The 14397-nt window shown below is 69.1% G+C and carries 9 protein-coding genes; 5 read left to right on the top strand and 4 right to left on the bottom strand.

The annotated features are described in order from the left end of the window. Positions 1-5 precede the first annotated feature (5 nt). The 3 genes from LF262_RS04110 to LF262_RS04100 form a co-directional block, all read right to left on the bottom strand. A complete protein-coding gene (locus LF262_RS04110; RefSeq protein ID WP_235778968.1) occupies positions 6-674 on the bottom strand; it encodes a methionine ABC transporter permease in 669 nt (222 codons plus the stop codon). Then, the gene (locus LF262_RS04105) at positions 671-1690 is read right to left on the bottom strand and encodes a methionine ABC transporter ATP-binding protein (protein ID WP_235778967.1); all 1020 of its coding nucleotides are present in this window, start codon (positions 1688-1690) and stop codon (positions 671-673) included. Before LF262_RS04105 ends, LF262_RS04110 begins: the two co-directional genes overlap by 4 nt. Before the next feature lie 328 nt (positions 1691-2018). Then, positions 2019-2726, bottom strand: coding sequence for a 3'-5' exonuclease (locus LF262_RS04100; RefSeq protein ID WP_235778966.1), 708 nt, complete (start codon positions 2724-2726; stop codon positions 2019-2021). Positions 2727-2847: 121 nt separating this feature from the next. Here LF262_RS04100 and LF262_RS04095 point away from each other — a divergent pair, with 121 nt between their 5' ends. From LF262_RS04095 to LF262_RS04085, 3 genes are read left to right on the top strand one after another with little or no spacing between them, the layout of a single operon-like run. After that, complete coding sequence (locus LF262_RS04095; RefSeq protein WP_235778965.1) at positions 2848-3267, top strand: MGMT family protein; 420 nt, start codon at positions 2848-2850, stop codon at positions 3265-3267. Then, positions 3264-6470 (top strand): ATP-dependent helicase, encoded by a 3207-nt coding sequence (locus LF262_RS04090; RefSeq protein ID WP_235778964.1) that lies wholly within the window; start codon positions 3264-3266, stop codon positions 6468-6470. Before LF262_RS04095 ends, LF262_RS04090 begins: the two co-directional genes overlap by 4 nt. Beyond that, positions 6467-9895, top strand: coding sequence for an ATP-dependent helicase (locus LF262_RS04085; RefSeq protein WP_235778963.1), 3429 nt, complete (start codon positions 6467-6469; stop codon positions 9893-9895). The genes LF262_RS04090 and LF262_RS04085 overlap by 4 nt, the downstream gene beginning before the upstream one ends. A gap of 9 nt (positions 9896-9904) precedes the next feature. On the opposite strand, the gene LF262_RS04080 is transcribed toward LF262_RS04085, so the two are convergent. Next, positions 9905-11017: a macrolide 2'-phosphotransferase gene (locus LF262_RS04080; protein WP_235778962.1), complete on the bottom strand. Its 1113-nt coding sequence runs from the start codon at positions 11015-11017 to the stop codon at positions 9905-9907. Between the two features lie 168 nt (positions 11018-11185). Here LF262_RS04080 and nudC point away from each other — a divergent pair, with 168 nt between their 5' ends. Together nudC and LF262_RS04070 are read left to right on the top strand one after the other, a co-directional pair. After that, on the top strand, positions 11186-12265 hold the full coding sequence (gene nudC / locus LF262_RS04075) for an NAD(+) diphosphatase (protein ID WP_235778961.1): 1080 nt from the start codon (positions 11186-11188) through the stop codon (positions 12263-12265). Then, positions 12262-14397, top strand: coding sequence for an ATP-dependent DNA helicase UvrD2 (locus LF262_RS04070; protein WP_235778960.1), 2136 nt, complete (start codon positions 12262-12264; stop codon positions 14395-14397). Before nudC ends, LF262_RS04070 begins: the two co-directional genes overlap by 4 nt.

The following is a 14397-nucleotide window of genomic DNA, read 5'->3' as shown; positions in this document are numbered from 1 at the left end:
AGTCTTCAGCGGTGGTCGACGCGGCGGCCGAACCAGTCGCCGACGAGCTGAATCGCTTGGACAAGCACAACGATGATGACGAGGACGACGAGCATGACGGTCGTGTCGAAGCGCTGGAAGCCATAGTTGTATGCGAGCTTGCCCAGACCGCCGCCGCCGACTAGGCCGGCCATGGCGGAGTAGCCTACGAGGGTTACGACGGTCGTCGTCGTGGCCGCAACGAGCGCAGGAAAGGACTCGGGGAGGAGGACCTTCCGGACGACCTGCATCGTTGTCGAGCCCATGACGAGCGCTGCGTCGATCTTTCCGTGCTGGACGTCCCGGAGTGCGGTCTCGACGAGCCGGGCGAAGAACGGGATGGTGCCCACCGACAGCGAGACGGACGCCGCAACGGGACCGAGGCTCGTTCCGACGAGGAACCGGGCTAGCGGTATGAGGGAGACCATGAGGATGGCGAACGGGATCGAGCGCGTGATGTTCACAACGATGTCGCTCAGGATCCGGTACGCAGCGGGCATCGGGCGCAAGCCGCCGGGCGCCGCAACATGGAGGAATACACCGAGAGGCAGGCCGACGAGGACTGTGAAGAACCCTGAGATGCCGACCATCTGGAGTGTCTCGAGGATGGCATCCGGGAGGGCCTTGGCGAGGACGGGATTGTCCAAGAAGTTCATAGTTCCTCCCTTCCGGTAGGTGCGTTGGGGGCGACGGCCTTGGCAGTGGCCCCGAAACTGGCCAGGTAGTCGAGAATCGCCGAGGTATCAGCGCCCTGCGAGAGTTGGACGCGCAAGTGGCCGAACTGGGTCGCACCGATCGTCTCGACACTGCCGGCGAGGACGTTGAGGTCCACGTTGAAGCGGCGTGCCACGCCAGTCAGGACGGGCTCCTGAGCCGAGGATCCTGTCATCAGTAGGTCGATGACGTCGCCACCGGCCGCGCCCATCGGGACTTCGGCCGGAGGCAGAGGCAGGAGGGCCCGGGCGAGCCGGCTGTCGAGTCGAGCGGCGACGTCCTCAAGTGCGCCATCCTCGACGATGCGCCCCTTCTCCAAAAGGGAGACCGAATCGCAGATGCGCTTGACGACGTTCATCTCGTGGGTGATGACGATGACGGTGAGCCCCAGCCTATCCGTCAGGTCGCGGATGAGGTCGAGGACCTCATTCGTCGCCGCAGGATCGAGTGCCGACGTCGGCTCGTCGCACAGGAGGACGTCGGGATTTGCCGCGAGGGCGCGGGCTATCCCTACGCGTTGGCGTTGTCCTCCCGACAGCTGGGCTGGGTAGGCATTCTCGAAGCCCTCAAGCCCGACGAGGCGGAGCAGCTCGCGCGAGCGTTCGCAGATCGTCTCCTTCGGCGCGCCCGTCAGCTCGAGCGGATGTGCGACGTTGCCCAAAGAGGTGCGCGAATCCAGGAGGTTCGCGTGCTGGAAGACCATGCCGGTCTTGCGTCGCGCGGCCCGGACTTCGGAATCCTTGACGGCACTCAGTACGGTCCCGCTGATGTTGACCGACCCGGACGTCGGGCGGTCGAGCATGGTGAGGCAGCGGACAAGAGTCGACTTCCCGGCGCCGGAGTGTCCGATGATCCCGTGGATCGATCCCTGAGGGACCGAGAGGCTAACTCCGTCGAGGGCGACGATTTCGCGCTTGCCCTGACGGTAGACCTTTCGCAGGTCAGAGACAGTGATCATGGATCCCTTTGATGGCGGAGATGATCCCGGGGACACCGGGACGAACTAAATTATGCCTTCGGCTCCATGTCGCTTCATTTTCGGTGAGATATTCCGTCACGCCGGCTGGATTGCGAAGAATATTTGTTGATCAAGCGACGACGTATCGGAGCATCGGCTATGGATTGGCTGGATGGCGCATGATTGTCCGCAGACAGGCGCCAGCCTCATCGTCACAGTTACTGTGAAATCCGTCTCGTTCCCGGCCGGGTTCTTGAAGGGTCGGGTCCGTAGCCCTCGCAGCAGAGGGCAACCCCTTGCCGTGGGCTACACCAATGGGGTAAGGCCCTCAGAAGCCGCTCTGCCCAGCATCATGCGGCGCCAGAACCGGCCAATTGCCTTCCACCAAGGCTGCGGGCTTGGTCCGCCGCAGGTAGGCCTCGAAGTCCGCGGCCTGCGCGGCCGACCAGTCGATCTGGCTTCGGTGCAGATGGGCGGCCGGCCTGTGGAGCTCAGGGAAGCGCGAGGCCATGGCGTCGAGGAGCTGGGCGGCCGCAAGCGCATCCGCCGCTGAACTGTGGGCGTCCGTGAGAATGACACCGTACTGCTCGCACAGCGCGACCAATGTCCGCTTGCCCTTGCGGTACCGCTCGACCTGCTTGTTGATCACATAGGGGTCGAGGACAGGGAATCGTGTGAGCTGGGCGAGGCCATGCCGGGCGCACTCGGCGGCCATGACGGTGAAGTCATACGCAGCGTTGTAGGCCACGACGGGCACGCCGCGGTCGAAGAGATCTTGTAGCGTCAAGGCCACCTCCGCGACGACGTCACGGGCAGGACGGCCCTCGGCACGGGCCTTTTCCGTAGTCACACCGTGCACCTCTGCGGCCTCTGCCGGGATCTCGATTCCCGGGTCGGCGAGCCACTCGTGCTCGGCCGCGACCCTGCCGTCGGCGCCGAGCACCACGATGCTCGCTGTGACGATCCGCGCAGCGCGCGAATCGCGCCCCGTGGTCTCGAGGTCGAAGGCTGCTCGGGGCTCGATGTTCCACGTCATGGCTCACACGCTAGGCGGCTCCACCGACATTTCTCGTCGAGGCGCGCCGACTCAGGTCCGGACCCGTTAGCGGACGGCGGGGGAGCGCCGTCGTGCGCCCTCCGCCAACTAGTGTGGAGGGATGCGGGAGGAGTTCGTCGAAGCGGTTCTGGCCGTCGTCGAGCTCGTCCCCGACGGATGCGTCGTTGCCTACGGCGATGTGGCAGAACTCCTGGGAGCCGGCGGCCCCCGGCAGGTCGGCGCGGTCATGTCCCGCTACGGCGCCCAAGTGGCTTGGTGGCGCGTCCTGAGGGCAAGCGGCGCCGCACCGGACGCCCTCGAGGATCGTGCTCTCCGTCACTACGTGGAAGAAGGCACACCGCTTCGCGGTCGCCCAGGCCGCGGTGCCTGGCGCGTGGATATCCGCCAGGCCAGATGGACGCCTACGGATGACGAGCTCGACACCGTCGAGGAGATCGCCGACCTCCTTCAGAGCCGGCTCCACGGGCCACGTTCCCGATGTCGAGAACTGTCGGACCCCGACGGTGGGATGGGTCCATGACCGCGCTCCCCTCCTCGGTGCCCCAGCTGACGCTCCTCGAGCCCGCCGCCCATCCGGCGGCGGAGGCCTGGTCGCCCTCCCCGGATCAGGAGCAGGTACTCGAGCTCAGGCGCGGCAGCGGGCCTGTCCTCGTGTGGGGCGGTCCGGGCACCGGGAAGAGCCGCGTGCTCGTCGAGTCTGCCGTCACGAGGGTCTCGCGCGACGGCGTCGACCCGGCCGGGGTGCTGCTCCTGGCGCCGGCGCGCGCCGCCTCCGCACGGCTCCGCGATGCCTTCACTGCGCGGATGGACCGCAGCCTCAGTGCCCCTCCGGCGCGCACCTGGCAGTCCTACGCGTTCGACCTCATCCGCCGCGCCCGTGCCGAGGGTCGCCTTGATTGGCTGCCGCGGCCTCCGCGTCTGCTCTCAGGCGCGGAACAGGACCTTATCGTCAAACAGCTCCTCGAGGGGCATCGGGCCTCAGGTAGCGGACCGAGGTGGCCTGCGGGCTTCGAGGCTGCACTTGCCACACGTGGATTCCGGCACGAAGTCCGGGAGCTCTTCGACCGCGTCACGGAGTACGGCACGACCGCGGATGAGCTCGCCGAGCTCGGTGCGCGGACAGGGCGGCCCGAGTGGATCGCGGCCGCCCAGCTCTACACGGAGTACCGCGACGTCATCGAACTCCGCATGCCCGAGGCCTTCGATCCTGCGGGGATCATCACCGCGGCCCGTCTGATCCTCGCCGAGGATCCCGAGCTGCTCGCGCAGGAGCGGGCACGGTTCGAGCTCGTCTGCGTCGACGACGTGCAGGAGTCGAGCCCATCCGTGCTCGAGCTGCTCGCTGTGCTCTGCGAGGGGCGTGACGTGATCGTGACCGCCGCACCGGACGTCGTCGTGCAGGGATTCCGGGGAGCTCGTCCCGAACTCGTACCCAGCCTGCGCGCGCTCCTGGGCAGCCTCACGGAACTCTCCCTCACGACGTCGCACCGGCTCGCCGAGGGAGTCGCCGAGGCGTGGGAACGAGTTGCGCATCGCATTTCCACTGTGCCCGGGGGGCAGGCCGCCCGCCAGCTCGTGGGCGCGATGGTGCCCGACCCCGGCGGTCCCGGCGCGGAAGCTCATGTGCTGCACTCTCTCCTCCACGAGCTGCGATACCTCGCGCACCGTATCCAGGACGCGCGCCTGATGGGCGGGACGGAGTATGGGCAGATGGCGGTGATCGTCCGATCCGGGGCCAAGCTCGACCAGGTCCAGCGGTTCCTCACCGGCCAAGGCATCCCCGTCAAGGTGCCGATGGCTGAGACGGCCGTGCGCGACGAGGCGGCCGTTCGGCCTCTGCTGACAGCGTTCCGCGTGGCCCTCCAGCCCGAGGCGCTCACGGCGGAGGTGGCCGTGGAACTGCTCACCTCCCGCATCGGTGGAGCGTCGGCGCTCGAATTGCGCCGCCTCCGTCAGTCGCTGAGACAGCTTGAGCTCTCTGCGGGAGGGGGCCGCGCGAGCGATGCCCTCCTGACCGAGGCCCTCGACGTTCCCGGAACCCTCGACGCGCTCGGACTTGAGGCCAGCGCTGCACGGAGGGTCGCCCGCATGATTGCCCGCGGCAGGGCTGCGGCCGAGGAACCCGGGGCCACCGCCGAGACAGTCTTGTGGGCCGTGTGGGACGCTGCAGGACTCTCGAAGCGCTGGTACGGGCTCGCGCTGTCCGGAGGACCGCTGGGAATGCGCGCCGACCGGGACCTGGACGCCCTCATGGCACTGTTCCACATGGCGGAGCGCTACGTCGACCGACTTCCGGGCGCGTCCCCTGGCGAGTTCCTCGACTACCTCACCGAGCAGGAGCTGCCCATGGACACGCTTGCACCACGCGCCCAGTCGGAGGACGCCGTCGAGCTTCTCACCCCGGCGGCCGCGGCCGGCCGCGAGTGGCGCCTCGTGTTCGTCGCGGGGCTCCAGGACGGGGTCTGGCCCAACACGCGACTGCGCGGCGAGCTCCTCGGCAGCACGCTCTTCGCGGACTGCCTTGATCTCGGGGTTGTCTCGGCGCTGCTCGTGACGCCGCGGGCGAGGCTGAAGGACATCCGCTACGACGAGCTGCGCTCTTTCTCGGCGGCGATCTCACGGGCCTCCGAGCTGCTTGTCTGTACGGGCGCGTCCGCTGAAGACGAGGTGCCGTCCCCGTTCCTCGACCTCGTCGCACCGCTGCGCGAAGGCGTGGAGGTGCGTCCGTTCACGGAGGTGCCGCGTACGCTCGGCCTGCGGCCCCTCGTCGCGGAGCTGAGGCAGGCGGTGGAGTCCGACGCCGCCGACGCGGCGTTCGCCGCCGGCCTCCTCGCCGAGCTGGTAGCCGTCGGTGCGCCAGGCGCACATCCCGACGAGTGGTATGGGCTCGCGCCCCTGAGCAGCACGAGTCCCGTGGTGCCGCCCGACGGCACGGTATATGTCTCGCCATCCAAGGTCGAGACTGCCTCCAAGAACCCTCTCGACTGGTTCGTCCAAGCAGCCGGGGGAGAGGCGGCCACTGATTTCGCCCGGAGCCTGGGGACCCTCGTGCATGGCATCGCCCAAGACCTCCCGTGCGGGACGCCGGCGGACTACCTTGCGGAGCTCAGACGCCGCTGGTCCAGCCTCGGCCTCGGCGATACATGGGAGGGCGAACTCGATTTCGAGCGCGCCACGGCCATGGTTCGCAAACTCGCCGAGTATGTCCGTACGAACGGGCGCGAGCTCCTCGGTGTCGAGATGGATTTCGCCGCAAGCCTGAATGGAGTGGGGAGCGCCGAGATCGCGGCCCGCACGGTGCTGCGCGGGCAAGTGGACAGGCTGGAGGTCGACGACGACGCCCGGCTTGTTGTGGTGGACCTCAAGACCGGGCGCCGCAAGCCCAAGGCCACCGAGCTCGAGCAGCATGCCCAGCTCGCCTCGTACCAAGTCGCCGTCGCAGCGGGCGCTTTCGACGAGGAAGGCTCGGAGCCGACACGGAGCCGGACTGCCGGGGGTGCCGAACTCGTCCAGCTCGGCGACGGGACGGCGAAGCTGACCGTCCAGCAGCAGGCGGCACTCGGGGACGCAGCGTGGGCGATCCAGCTGGTGGAGCGCGCCGCGGAGATCATGTCCGGGGCTTCCTTCGAAGCGCGCCATGAGCCGGGCACCGGGTTCATGGACGGGTGTCGGCTCCCCGACATCTGCCCTTTGTGCGTTCGGGGAAGGCAGGTGACCGAATGAGCGCCGAGACCGCCGGGGCCGGACAGGGACTCGGGGAGGCCCCGGACCCGATGCAGACCCGTCTCCCCGAGCCGCGCTTCAGCCCCGAGGAGCTCGCCGACCTCCTGGGCCAGCACCAACCGACATCGCAGCAGGCCGAGATCATCTGCTCCCCGCTCGAACCGCGCCTCGTCGTTGCTGGGGCCGGCTCCGGGAAGACGGCGACCATGGCCGATCGCGTCGTGTGGCTCGTGGCCAACGGCTGGGTGCGCCCGGACGAGGTTCTTGGCGTCACCTTCACACGGAAGGCCGCCGGCGAACTCTCGGCGCGCATCCGCACACAGCTCGCCCGGCTCACACGTCTGGTCCGCCGAGGTGTCGAGGGCATTGCCCCCGCCGCTGCAGATCCACAGTCGCTCGATCCGGCCGTGTCCACGTACCACTCGTTCGCCAACACTGTGGTCCAGGACCATGGAATCCGACTCGGTGTCGAGCGGGATGCCGTGCTGCTCGGCCCGGCGCAATCGTTCCAGCTGGCGGCGCGCGTCGTGGAAGCGTACGACGGCGGAACGTGGGACGGCTTCCCCGCCAAGAGCACGCTCATCGCTGCCGTTACCCAGATGGCCGGTGAATGCGCCGAGCACCTGCGTGAGCCGGACAGCGTCCGCGAATGGCTCGAGAATGAGGCAGCCCGCCTCGAGGAGCTTCCCGCCGGGGGCCGCGGTGGACGGCAGCCGGCTGCTGCAGGGAGCCTGCTGAAGACGTTGCGGAACCGGGCGCTCGTAGCCCGGCTCGCGGCGCGGTATGCCGGCGCCAAGCGTGACCGCGGGGTCCTCGACTACGGCGACCTCGTGGCCCTCGCCGCACGCGTCGCGGCTACCGTGCCCGAGGCGGGCAGGCTTCTGCGAGGCCAGTACCGCACAGTGCTCCTGGACGAGTTCCAGGACACGTCCCATGCCCAGCTCGTGCTGTTCTCCTCGTTGTTCGGAGAAGGGCACGCGGTCACTGCGGTCGGCGATCCCAACCAGTCGATTTACGGCTTCCGCGGCGCGTCCGCGGGGCAGCTGGAGAGCTTCCCCCGGGTATTCCCACGGATCACGCGGGAGGATGTGCTCGCACCTGCGTGGACTTCTCACCTCACCACGGCATGGCGTAATTCGACCACTGTGCTCGGCACCGCCAACATCGTCGCCGCACCCCTCGCGCAGCCGCCTGCCTTTCTGACAGGCTCCGCGCGTGTGGACGTGCGGGGCCTCGAACCTCGTCCGGGCGCCGCGGCCGGAAGGGTGCGCATCGGCAGGTTCGTCGACGAGCGCGAGGAAGCGGCCGCCGTCGCCGATGAGCTTCAGGCGTTCAAGCGCGGTTGGCCCTATGGCGAGGGAACAGGCGTCGAATCAGGTCCTACGATGGCCGTCCTCTGCCGCAAGCGGTCGCAGTTCTCGGTGATCAGGGGCGAGTTCGAGCGGCGCGGCATGCCGTTCGAGGTGGTCGGCGTCGGCGGCCTGCTCGACACCCCGGAGATCGTCGACCTCGTCGCTACCCTGCGCGTCATCGCCGACCCCGGCCGGTCCGACGCCCTCATGCGCCTCCTGGCGGGGGCGAGATGGAGGATCGGACCCGCGGACCTCATGGCGCTCGCCGACTGGTCACGCCATCTCGCGGCGCTCAGGGCGTCCGCGGCCCGACCGGGCGAGCAGGACCTGGATGCCCCGGGCAGCGCTGATGAGATCCTTGTGGAGGGCGATCTCGCTGATGCCGCGAGCCTCATCGAGGCGCTGGACCGCCTTCCGCGCCCGGGATGGACGTCCGGTGCCGGGAGGAGCCTGAGTTCGGAGGGCCTATCCCGGCTGGCACGCTTTCGCGATGAGTTGCGGACACTGCGCTCGGTGGCTGGAGACGACCTCGGCACCGTGATCTCTCAGGTGGAGCGCGCCTTGCTCCTGGACATCGAGCTCGCCGCACGTCCGGGTACCTCGGTCCATGAGGCGCGGCGGAACCTCGATGCGTTTGCTGAGGCTGCGGCCTCATTTCTCGCCCAGTCCCACGAGGCCAGCTTGCTGTCGTTCCTCGCGTGGCTTGAGGCTGCCGCGCAGGAGGAGTCCGGGCTGGAGACAGGCCCGAGGGAGCCGGCTCCCGGTGCCATTGCGCTGCTCACTGTCCACGCATCCAAGGGACTCGAGTGGGATGCAGTCGCCGTTGCGGGCCTCAACCGAGGCATGTTCCCTTCCGGTGGCAACGACAGGTGGACGAGCGGCGCGGCATCCCTGCCGTGGCCGCTCCGCGGTGACGCCGCAGACCTGCCCGTTTGGGACACCGAGCAGCCGCACCAGAAGGGCTTGGCGGACGCCGAGAAGCTGTTCGCCGAGGACGCCGCAGAACATGCCGAACGGGAGGACCGCCGTCTCGCCTACGTCGCATTCACCAGGGCGCGTTCGCTGCTCGTGGCCAGCGGCTTCGCGTGGAGCAGCACCAGGACCAAACCTATGGAGGCATCCCCGTTCCTCGAAGAGTTACGCGCCGCTGCAGAGGCGAACGGGTTCGAGGTCATCGCGTGGGCGGAGGACGCCGATCTTCCCCAGGAGAACCCCCTTCGGGCCGAGGCCGAGCGGTCTGTCTGGCCCTATGACCCCCTCGAGGGTCCTATCGACACCGCGACAGGGCTGCGAAGAAGTCTCACCCGGGGCCGCAGGGATGCCGTCGAGGCCGCGGCGGCGAAGGTCCTCGCCGAGCTCCATGGAAGACGCCGACCGGAGGGGGCCGCGACGCGCCGCGCAGCCGGGTGGGCGCGCGAGGCCGAGCTGCTGCTTGCTGAGCGTGCAAGGACGCGCGACACCTCTGGAGTAAGGCTCCCTGAGCACATCTCCGCCTCGACTCTCGTGGCACTCGGCGAGGACCGGGAGGCCGTGGTGCGGCAGCTGAGACGGCCCGTGCCGCGCCGGCCTGGAATGGCCGCACGCCGTGGGACGGCCTTCCACGCATGGGTGGAGGAGCACTTTGGCACGAGCGCCATGCTCGATCTCGAAGGCTTCGACAGCTCCGACGAGTACGTCGACGAAGCGTACGAGCTCGACGCCCTCGTCACGGCGTTCAAGCGCACTGAATGGGCCCACAGGAGGCCAGCCCATGTGGAGGTGCCGATCGAAACCCGGGTAGGGCCCGTCGTCGTTCGCGGCCGCATCGACGCCGTGTTCCGCGATGCGGACGGCGGCTGGGATCTTGTCGACTGGAAGACCGGCAAGCCGCCGAAGGGAGCTGAGATCAGCGACAGATCGGTCCAGCTCGCGGTGTACCGGCTCGCCTGGTCACGCCTCACGGGGACCCCGCTCGAGGCGATCCGCGCAGCGTTCTGCTATCTGGCGGACGGCACTGTGATACGGCCGGGTAGGCTCGCCGGCGAGGCCGAGCTCGAGTCGCTCGTCGCTGCTGCGCTGGCTCCGGGTGCCTAGCGAGGTTCGCTAGGCACCTGCCCTCTGGCCGTGGACTACCGGCAGGGCAGTAGTGTCTAGGCTGGCCTCCTCTGGGGAAGTGTCGGCGCTGGCGTCGCGGGCGGACGAGCTCCCGGAGTGTCCGGCGCCGTCGGAGTTCGCGGCTACTGAGGCCTGCGTTTCGTCTGCTGCGTCGTCGCCGGTCGCCGGCCCGGACGCAGCGGCTGCCTCGCTCGCCTCGATGTCCGCCGCCAGTTCCCGGAGCATCTGCTCGGCATCGCCAGCTGCAGCACGGTCGCCCAACGCGAGCGCTTTGACGAGGTACTGCGCGAGGGCGAACTCAGCGGCCAGGGCAGCGCGGCGAGCGAGCTGCGAGTCCACGGGCTCCTTGCGCGCCGCGTGGTACGCCGTCAGGACGGAGTCGATGAACGTCGGCTCATTCGAGCCCACGAGCCACGCAAAGTCGTCCGCAGGGTCACCGATCCGGAGATCCGTCCAGCCGGTGACGGCCGTGACTCGTTCGTCCTCGACGAGCATGTTGTCCTCATGGAGGTCACCGTGGACAACGGTCGGGTTGAACCTCCAGAGAGTCACGTCTTCCATTGCCTGCTCCCACCGGCGCAGCAGCACAGGGGGGATCTTCCCGGTCGTGGCCGCCTGATCGAGTTCATTGAGGCGGCGCTGCCGGAAGCCGTTGGCCGTGTAGGAGGGCAAATCGGCGCCGTCGACGACCGACCTCGGCAGGCCGTGGATGGCCGCCAGCGTCGCACCGATGTCCTGGGCAAGACGTTCGCTGCCGGTGGCGAGCGCCTCGAGGTCGCGGACCGTTCCGGTGAGGTTCGTGTAGACGCATGTCGTGAGCCCGTCCATACGCACGGTGCCCGCGACAGCAGGCATCTGGAACGGCAGCTCCGCCCGCACCGACGGTTCGAAGGAACGCAGCACCGTCATCTCCGTCTCGAGCCGGGCGCTCGCCTCGGTTCCCCGGGGGCAGCGAATGCGCCAGCGCCGGCCGTCGGCGGTCACTAGGAGCGCCGCGTCGAAGTCGGTGGCGTCGTCGGGGGAGGTCGCTGCGGCCGTGGGCCTGAGCCCGGGGACGGCGGCGGTGGCGATGGCGGCCAGCTCGAAAGGAGTGCGCTTCACCTTCTCCACGCTAGCCCGGCATCCCTGCAGGATCACGGTCCCACGCCGAGGCGCCTTCCAATGGCCCGTTAGGGTGGGACTTGCCACAGGGCGCGGCCGGGTCGGTTCTCCACATGCCGTATGGAGCCGGTTGTGCGACTGTCGGAGGCCCTGCGTACCGTAGTGGGTATGACTTCCGGACCGCTCCCGTCCTTCGACCCATCGGCCGGCACTGCCCTTTCAGCGTTCGATGGGACAGGCCCCACGGCGGGACGGCTCGCCGAGCGGCTCCTGCCGGTCAGCGCCGAGGCACTCGACCGCCGGTCCGCCGATCGAGCCGACCCCAACTTCCTCGGCGCCGTCGTGCGCCACCCCGGCACACTGGCGGTGCTCTATTCCCAGAACCGGGCTGCGCACGTGGGAACGCACTTGGCGTTCCTGCCCGCGCATCTGCTTCCCGCCTCATGGCTCGGCGGACTCGTCGTCTACCTCGGCCAGCTTCCCCAGCAGCGCACGACGGCGCAGGCGGACCCGGGTGCCGACGTAGTCCTCGTGGTCCTCCCGGAGCCGGTCGAGCCCGTCTCGGCCGTCATGTCCGAGCCGGCTGCAGAGGGCGCCTCGCTGTTGCCGGAGAACACGAACTGGGCGGGGTTCCGGGAATCCGGTCCCGGACTTGACCTCGTCGAGGCGGGGATTCTCCTCGAGGCGGCGGCCATCGCGAACTGGCACCGGGCCCATCCACGCTGTCCGCGCTGCGGAGCTGCCACCGAGGTGGTGCAGAGCGGCTGGGTCAGGCTCTGTCCGGAGGACGGCTCGGAGCATTTCCCCCGGACCGACCCGGCCATCATCGTGACGGTCGTTGGGGCCGACGATCGACTCCTCTTGGCGACTGGGGCACGAATGCGCTCAACCATGTTCTCGACCCTCGCGGGATTCGTGGAACCGGGGGAGTCGCTCGAGCAGGCCGTGGCGCGCGAGATCCTCGAGGAGGTCGGGGTGCGCGTGACCGAGTGCCAGTACCTCGGCTCGCAGCCGTGGCCCTTCCCTGCCTCGCTCATGCTGGGCTTCACAGCACACACTGAGGACACGATCGCGCAGCCCGATGGCGCCGAGGTGCTGCGCGCCCGTTGGTTCAGCCGCGAGGAACTCGTCACGGCGGTCGGATCGGGTGAGATCACGCTGCCGAGCCGCCTCTCGATCTCGCGTGCCCTCATCGAGCAATGGTTCGGTGACCACATCGCGGAGCCGGTCCTGGCGGCGACGGAATGAGCGAGGTCGGCGCCTTGGGGGCCGAGAGCGGTACTCTCGAGGATCGCCTGCTGGGCGGGCTCGATGAGGAACAGCGCGAGGTGGCGACCACGCTCCATGGCCCAGTCTGTGTGCTCGCTGGCGCGGGGACTGGCAAGACCAGGGCGATCACCCACAGGATCGCCTATGGCGTCCATACTGGCGTCTACTCGCCCCAGAGGCTGCTGGCTGTCACCTTCACCGCACGTGCGGCGGCTGAGATGCGCGGCCGGCTGCGCGACCTCGGCGTGGCGGCCGTGCAGGCACGCACCTTCCATGCAGCTGCCCTTCGCCAACTCCAGTACTTCTGGCCCCAGGCGGTGGGCGGGGCGCTGCCGGGCCTCCTCGAGCACAAGGCCCAGACCATCGCGGAGGGCGCGCGCCGGCTGCGGCTGACCGTGGACCGCGCGGCTATCCGAGACTTGGCCTCGGAGATCGAATGGGCGAAGGTTTCGATGCTCACGCCGTCCACGTACCTCGATGGCGCCCAGGGCCGCGGCGAGCCGGGGGGCCTCCCGCAGGCCACCGTCGCGCGCCTGTTCGAGGCATATGAGGATGTCAAGGTCGACCGCAACCTGATTGACTTCGAGGACGTGCTCCTCATCACCGTGGGCATCCTCCAGGAGGATGCCAAGGTCGCCGCGACGGTCCGCGACCAGTACCGGTACTTCGTCGTCGACGAGTATCAGGACGTGTCCCCGCTCCAGCAGCGGCTCCTCGAGCTCTGGCTCGGCGGGCGCGAGGAGCTTTGTGTGGTGGGGGACGCCAGCCAGACGATCTACTCGTTCACGGGCGCATCGAGCGCTCACCTGCTCGAATTCGGCAAGCACCACGCGGATGCCGCGATCATCCGGCTCGTGCGGGACTATCGCTCGAGCCCGCAGGTGGTCCGGCTCGCGAACCAGCTGCTGGCCTCTCGACGGCCTGCTGGACCCGCTGCCGATGCCCGCTGGGCCCAGCCGCTCACTCTTGTGGCCCAGCGGGCCGCCGGCCCCGAGCCGGAGTTTGCAGAATGCGCCGACGACGAGGCGGAGGCGGCCGCCGTCGCCCGTCGGATCTCCGCGCTCGTCGCGGCTGGGAGGCAACCGAAGGACATCGCTGTCCTCTTTCGAACCAACGGGCAGTCCGAGGCATTCGAGCAGGCGCTCGCCGCCGGGGGGATCGGGTACCAGCTGCGCGGTGGCGAGCGGTTCTTCAACCGGCGCGAGGTGCGCGATGGCCTCCTGCAGCTGCGCGGCGCGGCCCGGGCGGAGGCGGACGACGGCGTGCCGGTGGCCCAGCGGGTGCGTGACGTCCTCTCCTCGTTGGGGTACTCCGAGAAGGCCCCGGCGGGTGGTGGCGCCACCCGCGAGCGGTGGGAGTCGCTGGCAGCGCTCGTGGCCTTGGCTGACGAGCTGTCCGCCGCGCGAGGGGAGGGTTTCGGCCTAGCTGAGTTCGTCGCTGAGCTCCAGGAGCGGGCCACCGCCCAGCATGCCCCTGCGGTCCAGGGCGTTACCCTCGCCTCCCTCCATGCAGCCAAGGGCCTCGAGTGGGACGCGGTGTTCCTCGTCGGCCTCAGCGAAGGGCTCGTGCCCATCTCGTTCGCCGACACCCCGGTGACGATCGACGAGGAGCGGCGGCTCCTCTACGTGGGGATCACCCGGGCCCGGGAATTCCTGCACCTGTCGTGGTCACTTTCCCGCACCCCCGGCGGCCGGGCACACCGGCGGCCGTCCCGGTTCCTCGACGGGCTCCGCCCGGCCGGGAGCACGTCCTCGCACTCTGGTGCAGCATCCGCCGGAGGCGCCCGGAGACGGCGTGAGCTCAAGGGCCCCGCAGCCTGCCGCGTGTGCGGAGCGATCCTCTCGACCGGCGCTGAACGCAAGGTGGGCCGCTGCTCGAACTGCCCGCCGAGCTATGAGGAGGCCACCTTCGAGGCGCTCCGCGCGTGGCGGCTCGAGCAAGCCCGCCAGTCTGACGTTCCGGCGTTCGTCGTGTTCACAGACGCAACCCTCACGGCCATCGCCGAGGCCAAGCCCTCAGACCTGTCGGAGCTGTCACAAGTGGCCGGAGTTGGACGCGCAAAGCTCGAGCGGTATGGCGAGGCTGTCCTGGAGCTGCTCCGTGAGGCCTGA

This window comes from Sinomonas notoginsengisoli (assembly GCF_021554725.1).
GTDB lineage: Bacteria > Actinomycetota > Actinomycetes > Actinomycetales > Micrococcaceae > Sinomonas > Sinomonas notoginsengisoli.
The sequence above is the reverse complement of the archived record's forward strand: the minus strand, read 5'-3'. Positions and strand labels throughout refer to the sequence as shown.

What these genes read in the sequence shown, in the direction of transcription:
- LF262_RS04110 (WP_235778968.1), bottom strand. Translation starts at nt 674, where the DNA reads ATGAACTTCTTGGACAATCCCGTCCTCGCCAAGGCCCTCCCGGATGCC.
- LF262_RS04105 (WP_235778967.1), bottom strand. Translation starts at nt 1,690, where the DNA reads ATGATCACTGTCTCTGACCTGCGAAAGGTCTACCGTCAGGGCAAGCGC.
- LF262_RS04100 (WP_235778966.1), bottom strand. Translation starts at nt 2,726, where the DNA reads ATGACGTGGAACATCGAGCCCCGAGCAGCCTTCGACCTCGAGACCACG.
- LF262_RS04095 (WP_235778965.1), top strand. Translation starts at nt 2,848, where the DNA reads ATGCGGGAGGAGTTCGTCGAAGCGGTTCTGGCCGTCGTCGAGCTCGTC.
- LF262_RS04090 (WP_235778964.1), top strand. Translation starts at nt 3,264, where the DNA reads ATGACCGCGCTCCCCTCCTCGGTGCCCCAGCTGACGCTCCTCGAGCCC.
- LF262_RS04085 (WP_235778963.1), top strand. Translation starts at nt 6,467, where the DNA reads ATGAGCGCCGAGACCGCCGGGGCCGGACAGGGACTCGGGGAGGCCCCG.
- nudC (WP_235778961.1), top strand. Translation starts at nt 11,186, where the DNA reads ATGACTTCCGGACCGCTCCCGTCCTTCGACCCATCGGCCGGCACTGCC.
- LF262_RS04070 (WP_235778960.1), top strand. Translation starts at nt 12,262, where the DNA reads ATGAGCGAGGTCGGCGCCTTGGGGGCCGAGAGCGGTACTCTCGAGGAT.